The organism is Ruegeria sp. AM5 (assembly GCF_056540645.1).
This window is the reverse complement of the sequence record NZ_JBQFXC010000017.1, coordinates 1-25971: the sequence shown is the minus strand read 5'-3', so window position 1 is coordinate 25971 and position 25971 is coordinate 1. Positions and strand designations below refer to the sequence as shown.

The window sequence follows — 25971 nt, the reverse complement described above, 5'->3', positions numbered from 1 at the left end:
ATGGATCTACACACCTCGGACGGCAGTCGCTGCTATGGCAGGCATCGGAACGTGGTATTCCTCGCCATCGAGAAAATCCTTTAACTGGGTATCCCAAGATGAGTAGATTTCTTTCAGTACGTCTTCGTTCTGCTTGTCGAGAATAACAGCCGCCCTTGCGGCGAAATTTCGGAAGTGTTTGGCAAACTGTCCTTTCGGAGCTTTGAAGACGAGTGGAACTCGGGCGCTTGAAAACTCCCCAAAACCAGCCGCTTCCAATTTCTCACGCATGGTATCTTCCGAAGAAAGAGCGAATGGGGGCGGTGACGCAGGGACGACGGACATGTCCGCAAGGCTTTGCATCGTGCCAAAGACGATCCGGAACAACGGTGATTGTGGCGGTCCAATCCAATGGCTGAGTGCTACTCGCCCACCGGGTTTCAAAACGCGCGTAATCTCGTTGAACATGATTTCCGGGCTGCCCACATGCATAACCCCAAACGAGCAAATCACAGCATCGAAAATAGCATCATCTTTCGGTATCGCCTCGGCATCGCCGGTTACAAAGCGTGCCGCGGGAAAAGCGCTTTGCGCCACCTTGACCATCGACGCAGAGACATCAACGCCCTCGGCGTTAGCGCCAAGTGCGATTGCTGCGCCCGCAGCCCTTCCGGTGCCGCAGCAAAGGTCTAGAATACGTTTGCCAGGGGCCAATTCGGCCATCGCCAGAAGCGTCGGAATCGCGCCGGTTGTCACCCGCCCGGTGAAGTCGTCATAGGCGGCAGCGCGGGCGTCCCATCCTTCTTTTTCTGCAAACTTGAAAGCTTCGTAGGTCATGATTATCCTCGCGTGCTTTTGTAGACTGCTCCAAACTGGTGGACGAAAAGCGCATGCGTCAGGGTCGAACTGGCCACAAGAGGGCCAAATCGGCCACCGGATTCGAATGAGAGAGTGTGGAAATGACAACCAGGGATTTCATCACTGAACCTCTGCGGATCGACATCCTAGCGGCTGAGAGTTGCCGGGGCGCCATTCTCTACGGCATCTATGATCTGCTGACGTCGGTAGGGTCGGCGTGGTCCTACCTCACCGAGGGCGCGCCGACCCCGCCAATGACACGAGTTAGGATCGTCGCCAGAGCCAAGGAGCCATTCCGCTGCATAAGCCGCGTCCCAGTGGCACCTGACGCGACGCTTGAAGAAGCAGACGACGCAGAGATCATCTGCCTGCCAAACTTCAGGATCGGTATGATGACCCCGCCGAAGGAGGTTTTGGGGCCGGAGATCGACTGGATCGTCGAGCGACATTCGGCAGGCGCGCGCCTAGCAACGGCATGCTCTGGCTCGGCGCTCTTGGCGGACGCTGGGCTCCTCGACGATCAAGAGGCAACGGCGCACTGGTCCATGGCTGAGGTTTTTGAGAAGCGTTATCCGCGTGTGGCTTTCTGTCCGGACCGCACGCTTACTTTTGCGGGAGAGGGAGACTGCATCGTGATGTCAGGAGGTATGGCATCCTGGCAGGACCTCGCGCTTTACCTGATTGCGCGATACATCGGACCGGAGCACGCAGCCAAATCAGCGCGGTTCTATTGTGTCGATCCAAGACCCGACGGCCAAAGACACTACGCAGCTCCCAAGAGAAGGTTGCAGAGCGACGACGCGGTCATTCAGGAATGCCAGACGTGGCTCGCCGATGCTTATGGAAAGCGTGACGCAGTAGCACGGATGATCTCGCGCTCTGGCCTCCCCCGACGTACGTTCGACCGACGCTTCCGCGCGGCAACGGGCTACAGCCCTAAAGACTATGTGCAGTCGCTCAGGGTCGAGGAGGCCAAACAATTTCTGGAGATGGATGACCATAGTATCGAAGCTGTCTCCGAGGCCGTCGGATATTCAGATTCCCGAGCGTTCCGGCGCCTGTTCAAAAAGATGACTGGTCTCAGCCCTGCCGAATATCGACGACGATTTTCCAGCAGAGGCTTTCTTTCGGCTCGCTGAGGCCTCTTTTCCCATAAACAATGTAGGCGTGGCGAAGAACAACATACACTGCTCAAATTGAACTCAAAAACGCTCTATCTCCACTAGGGTTTTCTGACAAGCAGGATCATACTCTGGCATTGTGTTGTTTGCCGTCTCAATGCCAATGAAGCGCGCATTCTCGATGCCGGAGGCGAATATGGGAACCTCTTTTGGCTTATATGTTAGCTTTCATAATCGCTCTGCGAAAACGCCCAGGTTCACGCCATACCTTCATCACCTAAAGCGCATGGAACACAACCCGCAAAGAAACTCTGTGACTTCTATGGTATGCCCTCTAAACTCCAGTCTTGTGTGTTTCTTTGGTTTGCGTGGGGGCACGAACGCAGGTGGGTGGAAAAAAGGCATCAAGAGAGACTGCTGATTCAGCGTCGTCATCCTCGCAAAGCAGGAGGCTCAGCGCGGATGATCAGCAGGCTCGGTTTGAAGCCACCGCGCGGGTTATGCAGGCGATCTCCGAGACCAAGGATGACATCCAGCCAGTATGCGACCTGATTGTAACGCTGGCAAAAGATCTCTGTGATGCCTTTTTTGCCGGTCTGGTACTCGGGCAAGAAGGGGATGCTCGTCAGCAACTGGTTGCCAGCGTTAATCTACACCCAGATATTCAGCAACTCTGGCTCGACGGCAAATACACGATGGAGCCAGGCAACTCCATTGTGACTGACACTATTCTAAGTGGCGAGACAAAACGTGTTGTCGATATGGGGGACACCAATTTTCATAAATCGGGAGATGAGCGCTTTAAGCTCATTGTCGACACTCATGGGTGCAGGAGCAATCTCTTTGTTCCATTGAAAGTAGGTGGTAGCGCAATCGGATGCCTGATGTTGGCACGGGATGAGGTACGACCTTATTCCGACGATCAGGTGCAGCTGGTTGAAACTTTCGCCGCGCAAGCGGTGATTGCCATCGAAAACGTTCGACAGTTTAGCGAGTTGCAGGTGCGTCTGGCTCGTGAAGGTGCCACGCGTGATGTTCTGGAGACGATCAGTCGGTCTCGGGATGATGAAGCGCCGGTGTTTCAGACGATCTTGGAAAACACCGCACGGCTTTGCGAAACAGATGTAGCCACGTTGAGCCTGCTAAATGAGGCAGGAACTCATTTGGAATATGCGGCACATTTTGGCGATCAATTGGCTACATACAAGGTCGGCGTGGATCGCTGGTCTCTGGACTCAAATTTACAAATTGCCGAGTCCGTGCGGGAAGCGCGCGTCATTCACAACGTCGATTTGCGCGAGACAGACCACTACATCAACGGGGATCCTTGGCGCCGGCAACTGGTTGATGAGGAAGGTGTCCGTTCGTTTCTGACGGTTCCTTTGATGTCAGCAAATGGTGACCCCGTAGGTGTCATCGGGATTTACCGGCGCGAAGTGCGACCATTTATTGAAGATGAGATCTCTTTGGTCGAGGGCTTTGCGGCCCAGGCTGTGATTGCAATCGACAACACACGTCAAATGAAAGAGCTGCACACTCAGCTCGAACGCCAAGCGGCGACGCAGGAGGTTCTGAGTGTTATCAGCAAAAGCCGGGATAATGACGCACGAGTCTTTGAAGCCGTACTTCAGCAAGCCACGGAAATCTGTGACGCGGATCAGGCGGCGCTGGTTTTGGTCAACGCTGCGGGAACCCATATTCAATTGGCCGGTGCATGGGGGCACGATAGAACCGACGTCGAATTGGGAGAAGAGTGGCCTCTCGATGGTTCGGTCACGGCGGCGGCGGCTATACGAAATTGCAAGGTTGTACGCGTCGAGGACATTGCCGACACTGAGTTCTACCGCTCAGGTGATCCTACTGCTGTTACAATGGTCGAGGTCGAAGGCATCAGGTCACGGGTTGTTGTGCCCTTGATGCAGGGGGAACAAGCGATAGGTGCTATTGCGGTTAGCCGCCGCGAAGTCCGCCCGTTTTCTGATCCCGACGTGCAATTCATCGAAGAGTTCGCCAAACACGCAGTCATAGCGATAGAAAACACGCGCCAATTTCGAGAGGTTCAGGAACGACTTGAGCGCGAAAAAGCATCGCGAGAAATCCTCGAAGTCATAAGCCGTAGCCGCGACGACGAAAGACCTGTATTCCAAAGCATTCTCGAAAACTCCAGCCGTCTGTGCAAAGCGCCACTCGCCTTCTTGTGTATCGCTGATCACGAACGAGGGCTCGCAACGATCCCGGCAAATATTGGCGCAAGAACCGATTTTGACGAAGCGCTGAAAAATTTTGAGGAGCCGTTAACGCGCACTGAATTGATCGCGATCAGACCAATGATCGATGGCCAAGTTATTCGCCAGGATGATATCGCGGATGACCCGCTTTATTTCAAGGACCGAGACCCAAAACGGGTTCAGATGGTTGAGATTGAAGGAGCCCGCTCGGTTCTGGCAGTTCCGTTGATGAAGAACGGCACGGGTCTAGGGGTGATCGTACTATATCGCCGTGAAGTTGCGCCTTTCTCAGATGATGATGTGGCACTGGTCCAAACCTTTGCAGCTCAGGCCGTGATCGCAATGGAAAACGTCCGTCAGTTCCGGGAAGTACAGGACAGGACGGCGGAAGTTACGCAGGCTTTGGAATATCAGACCTCTACATCTGAAGTACTGCGGGTGATTTCGTCGTCGCCAAACGAGCTGGCACCCGTTCTCGAAGCTATCCTCAAAGAAGCGTCGCGTATCTGCGAATTGCAGGATGCCTATGTTGCAATGTTGAACCCCGACGATCAGCTTTTTCATGTTCATGCGATACTTACGCAGGACACCACCTTTGCGGAATATGTCAAAGCTCATCCTATTTCGCCTGATGAAAGCGGTGTAAGCGGGCGTTCCATTCTGGCGAAGCGCACAATCTATATCGAAGATGTTGAAACGGATTCTTCTTATACTTGGATGGAAGAAAGCGGCGTCGGTGAATATCGATCCGTGCTCGGAGTGCCGTTGATCAAGAACGGCGATGTCGTAGGTGTTATTTCAATCGGGTCCCCCGAGGTATCGGGGTTTTCTACCAAGCAGATACAGTTGCTGGAAACTTTTGCAGATCAAGCCACTATCGCCATTACGAATGCGAGTCTTTTCCGCGAGGTCGAGGAACGCACTGCGGAAGTAGTACAATCGCTTGAATACCAGACGGCCACATCTGATGTGTTGTCGGTCATTTCGCGATCCCCAAACGAGCTGGAACCGGTGCTTGAGGAAGTCTTGAGGGTTGCAAGCCGAATCTGTGAACCAAAATACGCCGCGATTTCGATCCTCAATCCAGAGGATAATCTATACCACACTGATATCACGCTGGAGTTTGACAGTGATTTCATGAGGTTCATAAAAAACAACCCTGTGCCAGCCGGTCATGGAAGCGGTATTGGCCAAACAGCAGCACGAGGAGAAACAGTATATTACAAGGATACCGAAGCTGAAGAATACGAGTGGAAAGAGGCGGCCCGTATCGGAAAATACCGCTCGCTGTTGGGTGTCCCACTGATCAAGGGCAAAGTAGTAGTCGGTGTTATAGTCCTCTGCCACGACAAAGTCGCACCATTCAACGCAAAGCAAATTTCACTCTTAGAGACTTTTGCGGCACAGGCCGTGATTGCGATCAACAACACTCAGTTATTCGAAGAAGTTCAAGCTCGTACCGCCGAAGCTGAAGAGACATTAAAGTACCAGACAGCTACGTCTGAAGTACTAGATGTTATCTCCCGTTCACCCAACGACCTGCCGCCAGTGTTGGACGCCATCCTGGAGGTTTCTTCGCGCATCTGCTCGCCAGAGTACGCATTTTTTGCCATGCGGGATGCAGACGATGGGCTTTATCGTGTCGTGATGTCTCACAACGTAAGCGAGGCATTTCTGAAGTTTCTGACGGATAATCCGATAGCTCCTGAAGAAGGCTCGTGCATCGGGCGAACTGCATTGCATGGAAAGACAGTCTACATAGAAGATACTCGAAACGACCCAACTTACACATGGAAGCAGGCTGCCGAGATAGGCGATTACCTCACCACTCTCGGGGTTCCACTTGTCAAAAATGGTCGCACGCTTGGTGTTATCGTCATGGCGCACAGGCAGGCTTCGGCATTTAGCGCCAAACAGATCAACCTGCTGGAAACCTTTGCGTCGCAGGCTTTGATCGCGATTAACAACACGCAATTATTCGAGGAAGTGCAAAAACGCACCGCCGAAGTTGAGGAGTCTTTGGAGTACCAAAAAGCCACAAGCGAGGTACTCGAAGTTATTTCCCGATCTCCCGACGCACTAGAGCCTGTACTGGAAGCATTGCTGGCCGTTTCGTCCCGCATTTGCCGCCTACAGGATGCCTTCGTGGCGCTTAAGACACCCGAAGATGGAAAGTACCATTATTTTGCCGGACACAATGTGTCGGCCAAATTCGCGGATTTTTTAAAGGCGCATCCTTTTGAACCCGGAGAAACATCGGCCACAGCGCGTGCGCTTCTGCATGGAAGGGCCGACTATGTTGAGGACACTCAAGCTGACACCAACTATGATCCGCTGCTCAAGTCCAATCTCGAAGGCTACCGATCCGTTCTTTCCGTGCCACTAATCCGTGACGGTGACACAATTGGTGTTATCAGCATGGGGAGCCGAACGGCGGCCGCTTTTGACGAAAAACAAATCAAGCAAATGGAGACCTTCGCGTCCCAGGCGATAATCGCAATTCAGAACTCGCAACTCTTCAACGAAACGCAGACCGCCCTCGCGCGCCAAACCGCAAGCGCGGATGTGTTAAGAGTAATCTCTGAATCTCCAACCGATACCAAACCGGTTTTCGAGAAGATTGTCGCGCTGGCGACAACCCTCATAGATTGCGACCTGTCGATTGCTATTCAGGCGAACAAGACTGAACTTTGGCAGATCGCCGCCGCGACACCCGATGGCGTCGAAGAAATAACATGGACCGAGCGCCTGCCGATTGATCCTGAAGACAATTTGCCGTCGAAGGCAATCAAGAACGGCAAGACCCTGCATTTGCCCGAATGGCGATACGATGAGCTACCCCCGCGCGATCAAGAAATCATCCGCAGGAAAGGGTTCAAGTCTTCACTGACAGTGCCTCTGATGCGCGGGACGGAGTGTTTCGGTGCCTTGGTATTCATCCGAAAAACGGCCAAAGTTTTCAGCGAAGATGAGGTCGCCATTGCCGAGTCTTTCGCCGATCAGGCCATCATCGCGCTGGAAAATGTTCGCCTGTTTAATGAAACTCAGGCTTCCCTGGCACGTCAGACTGCGAGTGCGGACATTCTACGGGTAATTAGCCAATCTCCTGACGACATCAAGCCAGTCTTCGAGGCAATCGCAGAAGCAGGTGTGCGGTTGGTCTCCTCTGATATGGTTGCAGCTATGACCGCGCAAGATAACACGTTCGAGGTGCTTGCGCGGGTTAGTGCAGAAGGTGTTGCTACCCTTGAAGGCAACCAAAGTTTTCCTATCGACCCGGATCCGATGTCCAGCTTTCCCGCGCAGGTTCTGCATGAGAAGAAGATGCTCCATCTACCGGATTGGGATACACTCGAACTCTCACCGTTCGAACAGATTACGTATGACCGGCATGGCGTGCGCGCAGCTCTGTTGCTGCCACTTATGAAAGGCAAGGCGTGTCTGGGTGTGTTGGTGTTCGCTCGAAAAACAACCGGCGCTTTCACCAAAGATGAGATCGACCTCGCCTACTCATTTGCAGATCAGGCGGTGATTGCCATCGAAAACGTGCGTCTGTTCCGTGAGGCCGAAGAGGCGCGAAAGGTTGCTGAAGAAGCAAACGAAGCAAAAAGCGCCTTCCTGGCGACGATGTCCCACGAAATTCGAACGCCAATGAACGCCGTAATCGGAATGAGCGGGCTGTTGATGGACACAGAGTTGGACGCAGAACAAAGTGACTATGCCAATACCATCCGCGATAGCGGCGATGCGCTGTTGGGCATCATCAACGAGATCCTCGACTTCTCGAAAATTGAAGCCGGGCAGATGGATATCGAAAACCATCCGTTCGACCTGCGCGAATGCATAGAAAGCGCCCTCGATTTAGTCAGCGGTAAAGCTGCCGAGAAACAGCTCGACTTGGCTTATGAGTTCGATGACACACTGCCCCTGGCGATTAGCGCAGATCTGACCAGATTGCGGCAAATTCTGCTGAATCTCCTTTCTAATGCAGTGAAGTTTACCGAAAGCGGCGAAGTGGTTCTGTCTGTTGAACAATCCGCCGAGGTGCAGGGATCGCTCGAACTGACGTTCAAAGTCCGAGATACTGGAATCGGCCTGTCCCAAAATGGCATGAGTCGATTATTTCAATCTTTCAGTCAGGCAGATAGTTCCACGACCAGAAAATATGGCGGCACTGGTCTGGGTCTTGCGATCTCGAAACGCCTCGCCGAACTTATGGGTGGGACCATGTGGGCTGAAAGCCATGGCGAGGGGAGCGGTTCCACCTTTGTTTTCAAAATCCAGGCAATACCTGCAAAACCAGTTAAGTCTTCTTCCCGCAATCTTGTCGGCGTTCAGCCTGAACTCGAAGGCAAGCGAATTTTGATGGTGGACGACAATGCCACCAATCGTAAAATCCTTGCTCTTCAAACTGAGAAATGGGGCACGCAGACCACGACGCGTGAATCTCCATCAGAGGCGCTTATCATACTTGATGAAGGCGTCGAGTTCGATTTGGCCATTCTCGACATGCATATGCCCGAAATGGATGGAGAAGAGCTTGCCAAAAAGGTTCGCGCCAAGAAGCCGGGATTGCCACTAATCCTTTTCAGTTCACTTGGCCCGCGTGAAGTAGATCTGGAAGAAGGGCTCTTTGCTGCCAACCTTGCCAAACCTTTGCGCCAATCCCACCTGTTCGATACCTTGGTTACATTGTTCGCGACTGAAAAAGTACGAGTAAAGCCGTCCAAACTACAGGACAAACCCCAAACAGATCCGGATATGGCAACGCGACATCCACTGCGAATCTTGCTGGCCGAGGACAATTTGGTGAACCAGAAACTTGCACTGCGCCTACTGGAGCAGATGGGCTATCGCGCTGATTTGGCCAGCAACGGTGCCGAGGCTGTCGAAAGCGTGAACCGTCAAAAATACGACGTCGTTTTCATGGATGTGCAGATGCCCGAAATGGATGGTTTGGAAGCATCACGACGTATCAACAAAGCGCTCCCCGATGGAAGTCGCCCTCGTATAATCGCGATGACCGCGAACGCAATGCAGGGGGACCGTGAGATGTGCCTGGATGCAGGGATGGACGACTATATCACCAAACCGATCCGCGTACCTGTCCTAATCGAAGCCCTGTTAAATTCCCCAAGAATAAGAAGGTGATCCATGACAGACAGCCCGATTGATCATGAAATCTTCATGGAACTAAAAGACGCCACAGGCGAAGACTTTGCAGCCGAACTTGTAAACACCTTTCTCGACGAAGCGCCAAGTATGATTGGCGAATTGAAAACGGCGGCGGGCGAGGCCGATGTAGACCGATACCGCCGTGCTGCACATTCTATCAAGTCGAATGCCAACACATTTGGCGCGACGGCTCTTGCCGAACTGGCCAGGAAAGTCGAGCTGGGAGAACTGCCCGAGGCCGGAGACCTAACAGATGCGACGGCGTTGGAGACAGCCCTAACCACTGCCGCCGCCGCGTTGCGGAGCCTGATTGATGTCTGACGCCCCCGGCCATTTGCTCATCGTCGACGACAACAAGGTGAACCGCTTGCTTTTGTCGCGCAGCGTAGAGCTCTTGGGTCATCAAGCATCGGTCGCGGAAAACGGCCGGGTTGCGATGGAGATGTTGTCTAACCAGTCGTTTGACTTGCTGCTACTGGATATTGAAATGCCAGAAATGGACGGCTTCCAAGTTCTGGAGGCCGTCAAATCGGACATAGATCTGCGCGATCTGCCGGTAATAGTGACATCATCTGTGGAGGGTCTCGACAACGTAGTGCGCTGCATTGAATTGGGTGCCGAAGACTACCTGCCAAAGCCTGTTAATAAGACACTACTTAGTGCGCGTGTCTCCAGCTGCCTTGAAAAGAAAAGGCTCAGGGACGAACAGAAGCGCCTGCTAGAGCGCTTTGCAACAACTGAGGTTGCACAAGACTTACAAGAGTCCGGCTTTGCCATAGGCGGCAAGCGCGCCAATGCTTCGGTCCTGTTCTGCGACATTCGCGGCTTCACGACCTTGTCTGAAAATCTCGCTCCCGAGGAAACAATTGATCTGCTCAACACTTTTTACACGTTGATGTTCGAGGCTGTTACCAGCAATGGCGGAATTGTCAGCCTGATGCTGGGAGACGGTTTGATGGCTCTGTTCGGAGTTCCGCAGCCGCTGTCCAACACCGCGCAAAGTGCGGTGGCGGCAGGGCATGAAATGCACAACATGATTGAGATATTAAATCTCGAAAGGCGAGCAGAAAGAAAAAGTGACCTAAAAATCGGTATCGGAATAGCGACCGGCGAAGTCGTCGCTGGTTATGCCGGTACGGACAACCGGGCGACGTATACTTGTATCGGATCGACTGTAAACCTTGCTGCTCGCCTGGAGGCAGAAACGCAGAAAACCGGAAGCCGTATATTGATTGATCAAGAAACCTTCGATCTGTTGGAAGGGGCAAATGTGTTGGAGACATTTGGTAGAACAATGATCAAGGGTTTCTCCGATCCGTTCGATATCCATGCGCTATGACCATTCATGCAACCTGGCGAGCGCAACTACATCGGGTGTAGTTGCGCTTGTGGCTTTGCTTTTAGCCCGATGATTTTCATATGTGGCTCAGTGATTGGAGACTAGATATTGTCAGACTTTGCAAAGTCAGCTTTTCTGCGCATTGATGTCATTGGGGCTTCGCGCAGCATCGGTTTATGTGGGCTCAGTACCATCATTTGCTGCATACTGAGCGTATGGCCGCTTTTAATAGGATCATTTGCCGCTGAGCCTATTATCGCGGCTTATGTCAAATCTGGAGAAGTTCGTTGGATGAGGCCAAAGTCAGCAATTCTTATACGTGAGATTAATTTCGACCTGCGACGGTTGCACGGTATTCTAAATGAGGATTTGACATGAAAAAACTTGCAACCATTGACCTGCCCAGGACAAACGCAAACGCTTTTGAAGTGCTGGCGCGCTGCCAGTCCGCAGCCGAAAGAGCCGGAGCTGAGCAAGCCAGAATTCAGACTTTTCTGGAGGACGCCATTCAGGGTGATTATGAGCACTTGTTGCGTGTGGTGAACACCCACTTCGAGGTCTCTAGCGCCAGGACTTGACTAGAGAGGGCCTGGTATGCCGCCAGGCCCCTAACTCAAAATACTCTCAGTCACCGGCAAAGTTACCTGGCAGGCTGACAGCTCATTTTGTGTTTGAGAACCTGGTCATCGCCCACTTAAAACCGGTGCGAATTTCCGACAGTTTCAGGAAAACGAATGTTTCTTCCGGTGATATCTTGAAGGACGATGCCCGCAGTATCACTATTAGACTAAGCGTCCTAAAACCAAGTCTTGTTCATTGTTTTCACTCCCTGATTGGCTGCGTTCCAAGCCAAAGCAGCTTACCGAAGCAAAACAAAAGCCCGCAAGCGAGCTTGATGCCGAACCAGTTGCGAAGGTCGGCACCAATATCGACCGGCCGGTCATCAATCTTTATCGACCCCATATCACCTCCGGGGATTGTCTGATTGTCACCGGGTATCAGGACTTCTTGTCTTCACTGTCGATTTTGATGAAGGAATTGCCAGAGCTGAGGGATCCCGAAAACGACAGCGATATCCGGATCCGGATATCGTTCGGGATCGACACAGCGAATACCAAAAGGCTGACAAACCCCAAGCCAGTCACCGAAGAAATGAAACTCTACTGGCTGGAGCGCTCCGGGCTTCAAGTGGAGGAGGATCACGATCTCATCGCAGTGCTGGCAAAACACGCCATCAAAACCGGGAAAATTGATCTGCGTGTCTTCGATCCGGAGCTCGCCAAACGCAAGTTGGGGATATCTGGGGATCGGCGGCTACACTCAAAAATCGTCAGCTCACCAAAAGGTGCCGTCGCCGGGTCCGCAAACTTTTCCTACTCAGGGCTCTACAAAAACATCGAGTATGCCGATGACCTGGATGCGGGCACTCATGAACTTCAGGTCGAACGCACAGAAGCCGCTGAGCAGGCTTGGGATGTGTCTGTCGATTGGAATACAGAAGCGCTGGAGATACTCGAAAAGCTTATCAAACCGGTGACCGCTGAAGACGCGATGGCGCGAACTATCTCGGAGCAAAAGGGGTTCGAACCCTGGCTCACCGGAGACCGAAAAGATATCACGAGCCACACGCTGTTTGGGTATCAACAGGAGCTGACCTATGAGGCGTGTTCCATCGTCTATGACCATGGGATCGCCTTCGTAGAAGCGCCAACCGGTTCGGGAAAGACGGAGATCGGCTGTCACCTGGCTGAAGCATTGTCAGAAACATTCTCAGAAGTCGTGCCCCGCTCCCCGGTCCATGGCGTTGCGCGAAAAAATGCAGCTGTAATTGCCCCGCCCAAAGTTATTCCCAGTTGGCGCAAGTACTCGACAAACTCGCTCCAACCTGTCGCAAATAGCAAACTTGCCAAACAACACCTCCGCGGCGCTGGCGATGAAGAAAAATCTGGGCTCAGGCTCGATCAGTTTGGCATTCTGATAATCGATGAAAGCCACACAGTTACTCCGGGCTTTGAACAAGCATCTCAAATGGCCTCAGCCATCGAACTTGCCCCGCCAAGCTGGAATGTCTGTCTGTCGGCAACGCTGCTCGGGAACCGGGATGTCGACTGGTTGACCCATATGCAGGAGAAGCGGGCGTCCATTTTCATGACCCCAACCTTCATTCAGGCCATGGGTGAGTTGTTCGAGCGCGAAACCCACGTTCCCAAGGATATCTTCAACCAGGATGCACAACTGGCCGTTTTGTCAGAACCTGACACGACGCTCACGCGAGAGGCTCGCGCCGAACTCGCTCAACTTGTTTCACCGTTTTTGACACGCAGACAAAGGCGATGCATCGGCGAGGACGAAGATCCCAAAAAGCACAGTTACCCGAAACTTGAAAACCACGGGCGCCCGAAGAAACTTAAGGTGACAAAGCCTCAGCAAACGCGCCTGGATGAGATTGTGGCACTCTGTAAAGAGCTTGCGCCTGGCGGTAGGGTGACCGCTGTCGAGAAAAGCCGGTTCGGGCACGTCAGCACGCAACAAAGCACGCAGGACCAACTCTACATCCGCAACCTTTTGAACATTCTGCGCGTGAGCGCCGCCCAGGCCCATTGGGAGATGTCTCATGGAGCTATTGGCAAATCGCTTCGCGACTTCGAGCGTGGTGGGAAATCGAAGAAAAAGATATCCCACCGCGACCAGTCCGACATGTTCGAAGCATTAGGAATAGAAGCGCCTGAACCCACAAAGAAATGCGACGCTCTAAACCAAAAACTGGGTCTCAGTGTTCTCAAGGAGCTTGATGAGAAGCGATATGAGGCGTGCCTGAGAATACAAAATGAAAAAGACAGGGTCGTCTTTCTCGCAGAACGGACGGACACACTCGAGATTTTTGCAGAAGCACTGTCGCGCAGAGGCCACCACACCAACTATGTCGTGGGAAACCAAACCAAGGGTGAAGATCGTGCCGTGAAAGCAATCTTTGGAGATGGCCCCGACAGCTTCAAGCGTATCAAACAGGGCAAGTCCGTGGAGTCTTACTTCCGACCAGGAGGAAAGAACGAACCAAAAGGATCTGCATCGGTTTTTCTGACTTACAAGATGGCTGAAGGTATCAACCTTCAGTCGTCAGACACGCTGGTGTTGCTTGGCCTGACCTCGAACCTGAAAGAGCTCATCCAAGGTCTGGGTAGGATCGACAGGATCGACAGTGAGTTCGGGGTCGTCAATTACCACCTTGTTGATGTGCCAGTAGGTCAGTTTGCATCTGACGAAAAAATCGCCCAGCGCATAGAGAACTATAAAACTTTGGCTGGGGAGGCGCTAATCGACGCCGTCTTAGAAGAAAGCACCGAAGACGCAGAACTGATCCTCAATAGTGTTGTTGAATATCTGCGATCCCCACGGCGACTTCGCGACAATAACTTTCACGACGTGCTGGAACGCACCAAGCAAACAATCTCCGAAGACCGATACAAACTCATCGACAAGGCCAAAATCCAGGGCACCTGGGGTGCAGAGTTGGCGCTCCTATCGGCCCGTGAGAAATTCACGGCGCTACATCTCAAAGGACTTAGCAAGAGCAATAGCTTCTTTCCGCCTCGCCTGCTGCTTCTTAAGGATACTGCGCCAGGCCTGATATTGGAACGCGACCAGCTGGCCTGCGCCCAATCTCTGGAGACTGCGTACGAACGGACCAGAAGCCTGGGCATGGAACACGCCCACATGTCACTGGAAGATCTCGCTGAAGCGTTGGAGACGATATCAGAGCAGATCGGCAAACTGACCGAGTGGGACTTGCGCCCGGCGCGCGTTGAGAGCCTCATGAAAGCTTGCGCCGAGTTCATGGGCCGCAAGGGCGGTGTCGAACTCAATGATCAAGAATGGTTTGGCCATCTTTCACTACCGGCCGTAGAAATGGTGTGCGAGGCGTGGAGCCGAGAGCTTGATCCCTTCTGGGAAAAAGCAAAACACGAAGTGCGTGACAGCTTCGCCTATGAGGATCTTCCCAAGGGGTACATCGCGCTTCAGGTTATCCTGGAAAAGCTCGAAAGCGATCATCAGGCGTCCGCTAAGATCCATGAAAAGATGGTCCGGGTCATCGAGGAAGCAGAACATGTTTCACGCGACCACGAACCCGCAATCGGACAGCGCATTTCGGTGGTGTTCTTTTCGGATGGTGCAGGCGAGCACTAAGCAGCCTCAGAAAGCAGTGAAACCAGGTCGCTCAGTTTTACAAAGGCCCACATGAAGCGGACCTTTTGCTACGCAAGAAAGTTCGCTTTGAGCTTTGTATCGCTGCAAGGTGGCGCGTCCTGCCACTTCCGCCAACTTAGACACAGGTGAACCACACCATTTATCATCCACGCGTCGGCTACTATTGTACATGGCAGAATGTTGGGTGTCAGAATGACGTAGGAACAGATGCTACATCCAAACGGCCCGGATCATGGGAATGGGTCAGATCGATTGGCATCTCGCTTAAGTTCTAGAACCAGCTCAAACCCTTTCCTGCTTGGGAAACTCTCTCGCTTCAATTCCACCTGCGTTGCTCCGATTCTGGTCGCGAATGGCAGTTGCTCCTTCAATCGAACCAACAACGCTTCGGTTACGGTGTCATGCATCGCTCGTTCGATAAGCTTTTGCGACAACCTTGAAAACTCCGTCAAGGCGTCTTGCTCGACGAATTCATCCAAGAAATGCCCACGCAACCTGATTTGGGACACAAGCCCTTCAACACCGAGGTACGAAAAGTTGGCTGTGCTAGGTAAAAGCCCGTCATCCAGTTCCTTGGTCGTCACACCGCACCACCATTCATCGCTGTCGTTGCCGGAATGGTAATCCCCGGTTCTCATTCCCTCATCTGCAAGAAAGTCGCGCGCCTCGTGCGGACTCCAGCCATCTCTAGAATTTACATCGGGTGGGTTCTCTTCGTCTCGCTCGTGTTGCAGGATTTCCCCGATGATCGCGTCCACATCATTCTTTTCTTTGACTGTTTTAACAAAGAGCTGTCGGGTCGCTCGCCTCAACAGCCAAGGCCGAAGAAGGAATGTTAGAAAGAAACGCTTCTTCGCATAGGCTTTTAGATCGACGGAAAGGAATGCATTCTGGTCGATTTGAATTCGCGCGCTCTCAATTTGCGAATAGCAATGAACCAGATAGAAAAACGGAATTGATGCTATGGTCAAATAAACCGGCAGAATGAAGGTTCCAAACGTTGCTGTCGTAAAGAACTCCCCTGGTTCCGCCCAGATTTGAGAGATCGAATTCCAGAATACAACAATGGCGAAAACAGCGAGCAACCACGTCATTAAATTATTCACGGCGGAGTGCTCCGGATCGCGCTTTGATACTGCCGCGAGCAGCGCGACAACAGTGACAATGGGCGTCAGAACCAGCTCGGCTGAAAGGCTGAATGTCTTGGCAACATACAAAAACTCCAGCAAGGCAGTTCCGCTGAGCACCGATGTTGCATATCCTCGAAAATGTTGGGTGCCTTCTTTTGCGTCAAACGCGCGAAACAAAAGCGGCAAACCGCCAGCAAAATACCAGACAGTTGTTGGTATGATCAGCGCGTTTGTCCAAAGACCCAGGCCAGTACCCAACCAAGCCAGAAGAGCTACAAAACCTGCATATCCAGAGAACAGAACTCGAAGCTTCGGAGCCGTCGCCGCTCTGATGATACCGCCGAAACCGGCGCGAACGTCCTTTTTCAGAAAAAGAAGAAAAAAAACCAGCGTGAGCCAAAACGCTCCAGCAAGTTCCCGATTGTTAAAGTTTTCAGTGAGCCAGGGCCAAATTCCTGCCATCATGGATTATTCGCACTTGCGCCATCCGGAAGATAGCGATCCAGCGCCGCGAACACGCCCGCGCTTTTCCAAAGCTCGCGGTTGCCGATCACGTATAGTGATGCCTGCGCCCGCGTGACGGCAACGTTTACAAGGTTTGGCCTGCCGCCCGCCCAATTGCGCGCGCCGTTTTGTGATGATCCTTGCGCGCCAAGCACAAAGAACACTGTACTGGCTTCGCGCCCCTGAACGGTATGAACAGTGCCTACATGCTCCCATACCCACGCATTCGGGTTGTTCGTCCACCCATCCAGTACGCGGCTTCGCAGCAATTCTTGCCGCAAGTTATTCTGCACGATGACAAATGGCGTGACGATGTAAAGGTCGGGGTTTTCGCCAGCATCTCGTAGCTTGCGGAGCAGATCAATCAGCACGATAGCCTCATCGGCGCACCACTTATCCGGCCCCGGCTTTCCGACGACATTGATCCAACTGGAACGCCCTAGGACGGGAGCATTACTTGACGGCTTTTTGGCCTGAACCATCAGGTTCGCGTAGGCAATCTCATTGGAAATATCGAACATGGGGCTCTCACAGCGCCGATGCACCAAAAGCGGCGCGCCGACATCTCTATGTCCGCTTCCTATCGGAAAGCGGGCGCAATACATGCTGGCTGCATCGGCCACCGTTTGTGCTGATGCCTCGGGGGCATTGAACTTCAGCGGATCAATCCCGAAGAATCCACAGATTTCCTCGGTCAAACTGTTAGGAAGTGTCACAACAGGTTCGATCTGCAAGGGATCACCAACGACTACCGAGTTCTTCGTTCTGATCATCGCGCCGACCACTGCTTGCGGAAGTGCCTGGCCCGCTTCATCGACCAGCAGCCAGCCGAGTGCTTCTGTCGGAAGGTGAGAGAACATGCGATGGACCGAAGCGAAGGTCGTTGAGACAACGGGCACAACAAGAAAAAACGAGGCCCACATATCTGCTATCAAAGCATCTTTCTGCGACGTGCCCAGCGAGCGCGTGCCGAACGATTCGACGAAAATCGAGAGATTTTGCCTGAGCGGATCGGCGGCACAGTCGATAAAGGCGCGATGCAGCGCAATGGCAGTCTCAAAGACCTGATCACGCTCACGGTTGGCGGTTTCATCGAACCACACATTGGCAACCTGAATGTCTTCATGGGCCAGAGCGAAGAAATCCGCATCCGGCATGGGAATATTAAGGCTGTCCTTGGCTGCTTTGATTTCGTCTCTTAACTGCGCCTCTTCGGTTTCCAGCACCGTGATTTTGGATTTAGCCTCGTCAATGATCTCTTGCTTTTCCGAAAGCTGACTCCGAACGCTAAAAAACGCCGTTTTGTTAGCATCTGCTGTGGTCTTTTCACTTACAACCCGCGCTGTGAGGTAGCTATAGTGCCTTTGCCAATCCTTAAAGCGGCTGGTTCTAAACAACCGTGCAAAAAAGCCTGGGCGCCCCGCAAAGTGATCGCTCCGTTCGCGTTCGGTTCCATTATGGACTTCATCTGCCTGACGAAATGCTTCCTGCGCTTGCTCTGTTGAAATCGCAAGCGCTTCAAGTTCTTCTTCGAGTTTCGGTTGTTCCGCGTGCAGATCGTCCAGCGCGTTTGCGATTTCAACAAGCCGAACAAGCCCCGTGTGCAAATCTTGAAGCATGCTTCGGGTTTCCTGGGAGGTCTTGAGAGCTTGCAGGAATTCCTTGCGAGCCTTGTCCCAGCGCAGTTGCGCTTCGCGCGCGTTTGCGGGCGGCTTCTCAGCATCCACGACTTCACGGTTTCGCTTTATGGGCGGGCCTTCATCTTGCGGCTCCGAGACGATCTGCGGCAAGCCGCTCGCATGGTTCAAATAGGTTGAAAAGCCGTTTTCTTCATCGCGCCAAAAGGCTTGAGAAAACAGGTAGCGGTTTGATGAATTCCCTAGAACCGCCGATATGATCCCCCAGGTATCACGTTCCAGCACCTTGTCGGAAATGCTCTTGAAGTATCGCAATTCAGGCGCATCATCTGCGATGGTGTCCAGTGCGGGTAGCTCTGCACTGACGTTTTCAACCGCTTTGTTGTTTGATGATGCGACGACCATCTCGAAGCCTTTCAAACGCTCATCGAGCTTGTGCAGGGTGATTTTTGCACCGCTTCTTTGAAGGCTTTGATTTGTTGGAGCAAATGCGCTGGAAGGGTTCTTGAACTCGCACATGATTGTGGCGCGCTCGATAAGCCGTGCTGCTACAACATCCCGAAGCAATGTTGTCTTGCCCGTTCCCGGCGGTCCATTCACCGCCAATATCCCTGTTTCCATCAGGCGCTTATCGGTGGCGTTAACAGCCGCCTGCTGCAACAAAGCCAAAGGGTATCGCCCATTGCCCGGCCATCGCCCAAGCGGCGATAGCGCAGGTTGGAGAAGATGCTGCAAGCCCGCATCATTTTCCAACAAGTCTGTCTGCCTTGGCGGCTTGGCAATGCCCAGATAGTGTTTCAGCGCATGGGGAAGATCGCCGCTGCTTTCCATGGTTCGGGCAAGCGCCAGATCTTCCAGAAAGAATGAATTCAGCAATCCAGGCTCGGGCGGTGTCTTGCTTGCAAAAAACTCATAGCGCCGAAGCGCGAAATACGGGGCTTTGATTTCATGCCCTACGAGATTCAAGGCCCGCACCAGATGTTCAAACACCTCGGCAATGTGCTTCTTGGATAGAGGAATGACATCATCATTGCGGTCGCGTCTGATCAGCCGTTTTTTGAACTCGGCCATCAATTGCTTTTCTTGATGTGGCCAGTCCGCCAATGCTTTCAGATCACCATGAAGCGCGATGGGAACACCCCAGGCAAAGCTGGAAATTGCGGCGGATGTGTCTTCCTCCAGCGGTCTGCCTTCTTTATCAAGCAAAACACTGGCTATCGGGCAAAAGCCCTTCATGCTTGGCTTATCTGGCCGATTGTCGGAATAGAGCTTAAGAAGCTCTTCCACGGCAGGGGCAAGAGCGATAGCGCCAAGGATAAGCTCATAATACAGGCGTTTCTTTGGCCGTGATCTCTCACCGAGTTCCCAAGGCAAGTCTCTTTCATCAAAACGGGCAATTCTTGAAGTATCGCCAGCAGCCAAGTCTGCTTCACGCTTATAGCCTTGGGGCGAGAGAACTTCGAGTGCCGTCCAGGCACGCAAAATATCCTGCGGAAAATTTTCGACAGGTGGTTTCGGACCTAGATCGCTGCGCTTCAAAGTCGTTTTCTTGGCGGACGGTTGAACAGGGGCAGGCTGGACAGGTGTTTCGGCCTTTGGTTCTACCTTACCTCTGGTGCTTGGTTCCTTGGTTTTCGTCTTGGTATTAGGTTCAGCCTTTGGCGCGCTCCCATTTACGGCAAGCACCTTGCTTTTCAGGGTATGCGCCCGCTGCGTATTTCGAAAGCCAAGCTCAACTTTCAGATTGCTAAGGATGGCAGCATCTTCGCTGTTTTGAGCGAATAGTGTTTCCAGCTCTTTAATTGATTTTTTAAAATATGGTCTGCTCGGCATTTTTGCACAATTCTCTATTTTTTAGGAATATTTTACTATGGGTTAGACAGGCTATGAACATCTCTTCAATGAGCGCGCCGTGATCTATTGCACCATTCATTGTCACGTCTGCAAAGTGAAAAACAACCTATTGGCTGCGCCTCCGGTGAGTTTTCTTACGCACCTCTTCTTCGGACAGTCTGGCACAAACTGAGCACGTAGCCTCGCACAAACTCTGGTTGATTGTTCTGAAAGGGGTGAAGGTGACATTAGATGATATGCTCTGCAATCAACTCGGCTGGATGATTTTCGCGCCAAGCCGGTCTTTTGCGCATAAAAGACAAGGAGAGCTAGGATTATACAAACCACATGAGGCTTGATGATACGTCTCCGACGACGGCTTGAGTGATATCCAGCGTAGGAATAGCAAGCAAAACACTACCCGCGATCCCCAGACTTAGTGATGCGAGACGGGCCAACCGAAATGTGTGCATCTGCCCGGTCCACCACTCTCGCGAAAGGTAGCTGATGTAGTCGCTATATTTGTTGAACATGGCTGATCGCACATCGGGCCTGTAGCCTGAAACAACTGGTTTTTTGCTCCTGAACTCGTCATGCACTTTCCAAAACAGGGGCAGTCTCGGTCTCCAATGATCGGAAAAAACGTTTGCTTCCATGTCCGCAAGCTCATGGACGCTGTAGCGTTCCCCAACTCTGGCGGCAAACTCAATATCTCCTTTGGCTAGCTCCAAAACAGGTGGGCGAAACACCTTAAAGATCAAATTTGAGCACAACAAAAGCAGACTGCCAAAGAAGACCAGCCTCATCTTAGCTATACCAGTTAGGTAAAACGGTGTTTCTACACCTGGTTCAACTCCAGCTATCATTCGAAATGAAGCTATTTCCGCAATTTTGTCGTTGAACAGGATTAGATACCCAATGATAGGCACCAACGCGACGACACGCGTTAAGTCATTGTTGGCAACTCGTTCAACTGACTGCCATTGCGTGAATTTCCAATCAGAATGGAACTTCATTGAAATATGCTACTCCTTCACAACTGTAGTCACTCAACGACGCGAGAAGCGGTTTCCCTCAACGTTTTGTGGACGATACTTCATTGAAAACTTGACGGAAAGCTGCGCCGACTTTCTATTTGAGACATGACATTCAATTTCAAGTTGCAGGCGCATAGATGACTGAGAAGTTGCCAGATTACCTGGCTCAAGGCGAAGCCGCCCGTTTGTTCCCCGTTCTCTCAACCACTTCAAAGGAAGGTCGCACGACGTCCATCGTGTTGGCCTGCATGGTTCAGATTGAAGAGCTGGGAGCCGCGTTGCTGCAATCAATAGGCCAGAAGCGCGGAAAACGGGCCCAGGTTCATGCTTTCACTGAGGTGGTGTTCAAGAACCAGTCCAAGACAATCAAGGATCGGCCCGACGGATTAATTGTCCTGAAGGTAGGCTCCCGCGAGTGGAAGGCCCTCGTTGAAACTAAAGTTGGGAACAACACCCTCGATGCAGAGCAAGTCGAAAGATACCGTGCTCTCGCAAAAGAGAATGGCGTCGATTGTGTCATCACGATCTCCAATCAGTTCGCTACTACACCGACCGCTCACCCAGTCGAGGAAGTCAGGAAAAGTAGATCCAAAATACCTGTGTACCACTGGTCATGGATGCACGTCGTCACGACTGCGGAGTTGCTGATTAGCAATGAGCAAGTCGAGGACAAGGACCAGCTACTGTTGCTGAATGAGCTTCGGCGCTTCCTCAACCATGAGAGCGCCGGCGTACAGGGCTTCCATCGGATGCCCAAGGAATGGGGTGATCTCAACAAACTAGTGTCTTCCGGCGGTGTCATTCCAGCGCGGTCGCAAGAAGCTCAGGTCGTGATTGACGCTTGGCATCAGGAAACCCGAGACCTGTCGCTGATATTGAGCCGATTGGTCGAAACATCCGTCAGTGAAAAACTGTCGCGCAAGCACATCAATGATCCGGCTCAGCGAAAAAAGGATGAGCTGCTGATGCTTCGCGAACACCACCAGCTCCAATGCACATTGGATGTCCCGGATACGGCCGCTCCTATCGAAGTTACAGCTGATCTGAAGCGGCGGTGCGTCGACGTCGGAATGACCATACGCGCACCTGAAGATAAAAGGTCGACTAAAGCTAGGCTGAATTGGCTCCTGCGCCAGATCAAAGTCGACAACATGGAGGGGCTGTATATTCGCTTGCTTTGGCCTGGCGCCAGCGAACCGACACAGCACTTGGTCTCAGACCTGCGGGAAGACATTGATATCTGCCAAGAAGGCAAAGACCACCTCGTTACACACGGCTTTCACGTGTTCCTATCCAAACGCCTCGGCGGTCGTTTCACGCAACAGGCCAACTTCATATCCGACTTAGAGGAAGTTGTTCCCCTGTTTTATGGAGAAGTCGGCGCAAATCTATCTGTCTGGAAGAAGGCAGCGCCGCGGATCAAACAGGACAAGCCGACTGCTGAGGATGTTTCTATAGATGCCATCGCAGAAGATGCAGAGGACTTTGAAGGCTGATTTGAGCTTCAGAAAAATATGTCTACGAGCGCCCCCAATAATCAAGAGGGTTTCAACACAGCATCAGCCCAAACCGGACATTCGTAACAAGACTTTGCAATTTCCGAGATCAGGACAAAGTGGTCGATGACGAGAAGCCTAGAGTTTTCAAATTCCAGTATCGAAAATCGAAAGGCGCACGGCATCCTCTTACCTTCGAACAATAAAGGTTTGGCGAAAAACAACGTACACTGCTCAAATTGAATTCAAAAAACGCTCTATTTCCACTAGGGCTTTGGGCCAGGCAGGATCATACTCTGGCATTGTGTTGTTTGCCGTCTCAAGGCCAATGAAGCGCGCCTTCTCGATGCCGGAGGCGAATATCCTACCTTGTTCAACACTGTGCATCCTGTCTCGATTAGCATGCATGATTAAAGCTGGACAAGTGATCCGCGGAAGCAGATCGGTTACGTCGACTTCGGCGACCAGCGGTCCAATCTTAAGCCAATCCTGATGGTCCATTGCCACTTTCATAAACTCTGCATAAGTGCGCTGGTCATGCGGACTTGCGGTTGGAGCAAATGACTGGGCCATCAAGTCTCTTGCAGAAGGATATTCATCGTTCCAGCCTTCGAGACTCATATCCATCATTGCTTGCCCAAGCGCGGCAATTCCGGGCTGTGAACGCACCGCGAGTCCTTGTGCGAATCCGCCGAGTAGAACCAACCCCGAAACACGGTCAGGATTATGTGCGGCAAAAGCCGCGGCAATGGTTGCCCCAAAAGAAATTCCAAACAATGGCACTTTTTCGATCCCGGCTGCGTCCAATACGGCCTCAACATCTTCGACGATCCGATTCAAAGACACATCCCGTACGCCCCTCTGGGACAAGCCATTGTTTCTACCATCAAACCGATAAAGGCAGTGATCTTCAGAAAGCAGCGGCAACCATCCGGCGATGGTGTTCATCGTCCAATCGTATTCCAGATGCCTAAGCCAGTTTGGCGTGACCAGTAGCTTTCTGCCGCTTCCAGTCGAAGTCCAGGCAAGCGTTGTACCGTCTTTTGATTTTGCAAAGCGGACGTCTTGGGAGTTAGCCAGAAGCTTGTTCTTTGCGCGCCTTTTGTCACCATCCAAATCAATAGAGTAGGCTTCCACCGGATTTGGAATTCCTTTTAGGCGTATTGAGCTTTCTGGTCGTAAGGCAACCGCCAGCGAAGTTCCCGCAACTTCAGCAGCTGTCTTGCTGACGAGACAACTTCCAATATGCGCACTGGACTGAAGGCGAGACGCAACATTCACGGCCTCTCCGAACAAGTCTGTGCCATTTGGCATTACGTCGCCAACGTGGAGACCTCCTCGAAGTGTCACTTCTTCTTCCCTGATCTGACTGAAAATCTGGCTGGCAGCATCAATTGCGTCTGCGGCTGCAACAAACTCAACCAAAGCACCATCTCCCATCAGCTTGAATATTCGTCCTTTGTTTTCATGGACCAACGGTCTGATCACATCGTCCAAAATGCGTTGTAGAGTGTTCAGCGTGGTCTCAGCATCCTCTGACATGCGCTTGGTATAATCGACGACATCGATGCTTAGGATCGCAGCAATTTTCCGCTTCATCAGTCGATGTGATCCTTTTAGCTAAACCAATTCCTCTGAACCAAAATTAACAGAAGAATAGATTATTTTGACCAAAACTTGTGCCTGGGCATTTTGCTAAGCCTGCAAGTTCCCAAACTTGCGTTGAAACACACAGCCGAGCAAAATGTCTAATTGGCTGGCGAAGCCTAGAATTGAGGTGAAGTAGTTAGCGCGTTTCGCGTTACTAACAAAGGTTCACTTTGCAATATCCATTCTGAAAGTGTCAGCCCGTTGCTCTCTTCATCTGTGACCGATGGCGGCCCGAAGCGGAACTTCGACTCTGAGCTTTGCAAAATCTAACAAGCGGACGGCAGCTTCCATTAGTGTGAATGGCTTGAAGGTATCGAGCGCTTCGCCACGGCGACAATCTAATAAAAAAATGACTATGAGAAACAAGGTGGCTGAAACTGCTCTCTGACAGGAAACAGGTGTCCCCGCACACTTTCGCACAATTCGAGCTTAGCCCAATGTGTTGCCGGTGATGAAGGTGTAAGAGCTTTCTACCAGATCGATGACGACATCCAACTCTTCTGGTGTGGTCGGTGTATATATCAAGACAAAGCCGCTCCACCCAGGACGTTGCTTGGCCCAAGGGTGAGCTACGGCCCAGCCAGCCTCAATTGCCCGCCGCGCCATTGCCGGATGCAGCGAAGCGTGCAAGCTGCCATCAGGATGCATATGCGCAAATTCAAACCCACCGACGATAGAGCTCGGTTGAGACAGCAGCATGTCGGGATCAAGCTGAAAACCAATTGCGCCAGGTAGTGATATGCGTGTGGGGCCAAGTGTAACTCCTGGGAATTGAGCAACTCGCTCCAGCAATAGCTGGGCCAATTCGGCATCAATTTTGACACCAATCTGAGTATGCGGTACGCCGCTTGTCGTTTCAGGACGGTGCGAGGTGCGCTCCGGCAAGGAGCGCTCTTGCGCGGACGCCATCGAGCACATCAATGCCACTACCGTCATAGCAAACGCCAATGTTCTCAAGATTTCATTCATCGTGTTGACCATCCGCCAAAATCAAGGAATGAGCGTTCAGCGCAGTATCGGCGCCCTTGCACACATCATTCAGCCTTTAACGCTTCGATATTGATCAAGAGCTCTATCTCGTCGCTCACTGCTGGCGCAAATGCCCCAAGTCCGAATTCAGACCGCACGATGGTCGCCGTGGCTGCTAGGCCCAGGGTCGGCGTGCCCTCTTTTGGGCCAAACGGGTATGGAGCTGACTTGTTAAGCGTTGTTTCTAAAACAACAGGTTTGGTGATGCCATTCATGGTCAGGTCGCCAGAAATACTCGCGGTATTGTCCCCGGTGACTTCAATGCTGGTCGAGGCGAACGTGACCACGTCACTGTCACTCGCGCTAAAAAAGTCATCGGACATGAAGTGTTGCAGACGGGCGTCCCAGCCCGTGATCATGGATTTTACAGGCATAGACACTAAGACAGATGATGATGACGGATCATCTTCGTTGAACTCTATCTCACCGCTAAAACCTGAGAACATTCCAAATGTTTCTGAAAAACCGATGTGGTCGTAGCTGAACAATACCTGGCTATGTCCAGGATCCAGCTCGTAGGTGCCACTCTCGGACAATGCGTTTGTCGCGCCCATCGATAAGAGTACCGCCAGCGGGGTTGCTGCCACTTTGAACATTGATACGCTCCCGTTTTGACAAGACGTATTTGTGGGATTTAGGTTTTGACCGACCAAGCTTTTAGAACAAAATGTTCTACTGTGCAACAAAATGTTCTATAGGAGGGGTGATTGAAAGAAGATCCTAGGCTGATCGCCACACGACAGGCGGCG

General features: G+C 52.1%; 14 protein-coding genes. 7 read left to right on the top strand and 7 right to left on the bottom strand.

What is annotated here, in order from left to right:
• Window positions 1-6: 6 nt before the first annotated feature.
• Window positions 7-816 (bottom strand): class I SAM-dependent methyltransferase, encoded by an 810-nt coding sequence (locus ACR0AH_RS20105; protein ID WP_480593458.1) that lies wholly within the window; start codon window positions 814-816, stop codon window positions 7-9.
• Window positions 817-938: 122 nt separating this feature from the next.
• Between ACR0AH_RS20105 and ACR0AH_RS20100 the strand changes: the two genes are divergently transcribed.
• The 6 genes from ACR0AH_RS20100 (at window position 939) to ACR0AH_RS20075 (ending at window position 14885) form a co-directional block, all read left to right on the top strand.
• The gene (locus ACR0AH_RS20100; RefSeq protein WP_480593456.1) at window positions 939-1976 is read left to right on the top strand and encodes a GlxA family transcriptional regulator; all 1038 of its coding nucleotides are present in this window, start codon (window positions 939-941) and stop codon (window positions 1974-1976) included.
• Window positions 1977-2458: 482 nt separating this feature from the next.
• Window positions 2459-9337 carry a GAF domain-containing protein gene (locus tag ACR0AH_RS20095; protein WP_480593454.1) on the top strand — a complete coding sequence of 2293 codons (6879 nt, stop codon included), beginning with the start codon at window positions 2459-2461 and terminating at the stop codon, window positions 9335-9337.
• Between the two features lie 3 nt (window positions 9338-9340).
• The gene (locus tag ACR0AH_RS20090; protein WP_170519322.1) at window positions 9341-9682 is read left to right on the top strand and encodes an Hpt domain-containing protein; all 342 of its coding nucleotides are present in this window, start codon (window positions 9341-9343) and stop codon (window positions 9680-9682) included.
• On the top strand, window positions 9675-10700 hold the full coding sequence (locus ACR0AH_RS20085; RefSeq protein WP_480593452.1) for an adenylate/guanylate cyclase domain-containing protein: 1026 nt from the start codon (window positions 9675-9677) through the stop codon (window positions 10698-10700). Before ACR0AH_RS20090 ends, ACR0AH_RS20085 begins: the two co-directional genes overlap by 8 nt.
• 374 nt (window positions 10701-11074) lie before the next feature.
• Complete coding sequence (locus tag ACR0AH_RS20080) at window positions 11075-11278, top strand: hypothetical protein (RefSeq protein ID WP_480593450.1); 204 nt, start codon at window positions 11075-11077, stop codon at window positions 11276-11278.
• A gap of 238 nt (window positions 11279-11516) precedes the next feature.
• Window positions 11517-14885: a DEAD/DEAH box helicase family protein gene (locus ACR0AH_RS20075; RefSeq protein WP_480593448.1), complete on the top strand. Its 3369-nt coding sequence runs from the start codon at window positions 11517-11519 to the stop codon at window positions 14883-14885.
• Between the two features lie 251 nt (window positions 14886-15136).
• Here the strand turns inward: ACR0AH_RS20075 and ACR0AH_RS20070 are convergent, their stop codons facing one another.
• The 3 genes from ACR0AH_RS20070 to ACR0AH_RS20060 all read right to left on the bottom strand — a co-directional run bounded on the left by ACR0AH_RS20070 (window position 15137) and on the right by ACR0AH_RS20060 (window position 21026).
• Window positions 15137-16498, bottom strand: a complete 1362-nt coding sequence (locus tag ACR0AH_RS20070; RefSeq protein ID WP_480593446.1) for a hypothetical protein — start codon at window positions 16496-16498, stop codon at window positions 15137-15139.
• Window positions 16498-20010 carry a DEAD/DEAH box helicase gene (locus tag ACR0AH_RS20065; RefSeq protein ID WP_480593444.1) on the bottom strand — a complete coding sequence of 1171 codons (3513 nt, stop codon included), beginning with the start codon at window positions 20008-20010 and terminating at the stop codon, window positions 16498-16500. The genes ACR0AH_RS20070 and ACR0AH_RS20065 overlap by 1 nt, the downstream gene beginning before the upstream one ends.
• A 335-nt stretch (window positions 20011-20345) precedes the next feature.
• The gene (locus ACR0AH_RS20060; protein WP_480593442.1) at window positions 20346-21026 is read right to left on the bottom strand and encodes a hypothetical protein; all 681 of its coding nucleotides are present in this window, start codon (window positions 21024-21026) and stop codon (window positions 20346-20348) included.
• Window positions 21027-21184: 158 nt separating this feature from the next.
• On the opposite strand from ACR0AH_RS20060, the gene ACR0AH_RS20055 reads away from it, so the two are divergent.
• Window positions 21185-22543 carry a hypothetical protein gene (locus ACR0AH_RS20055; protein ID WP_480593440.1) on the top strand — a complete coding sequence of 453 codons (1359 nt, stop codon included), beginning with the start codon at window positions 21185-21187 and terminating at the stop codon, window positions 22541-22543.
• Window positions 22544-22777: 234 nt separating this feature from the next.
• On the opposite strand, the gene ACR0AH_RS20050 is transcribed toward ACR0AH_RS20055, so the two are convergent.
• The 3 genes from ACR0AH_RS20050 to ACR0AH_RS20040 form a co-directional block, all read right to left on the bottom strand.
• Window positions 22778-24142: an alpha/beta fold hydrolase gene (locus tag ACR0AH_RS20050; protein WP_480593439.1), complete on the bottom strand. Its 1365-nt coding sequence runs from the start codon at window positions 24140-24142 to the stop codon at window positions 22778-22780.
• Window positions 24143-24622: 480 nt separating this feature from the next.
• Entirely contained in the window at window positions 24623-25174 is a 552-nt protein-coding gene (locus tag ACR0AH_RS20045) for a luciferase domain-containing protein (protein WP_480593437.1), read from the bottom strand.
• Window positions 25175-25227: 53 nt separating this feature from the next.
• Window positions 25228-25818: a YceI family protein gene (locus ACR0AH_RS20040; protein WP_170733644.1), complete on the bottom strand. Its 591-nt coding sequence runs from the start codon at window positions 25816-25818 to the stop codon at window positions 25228-25230.
• Between the last annotated feature and the right edge of the window lie 153 nt (window positions 25819-25971).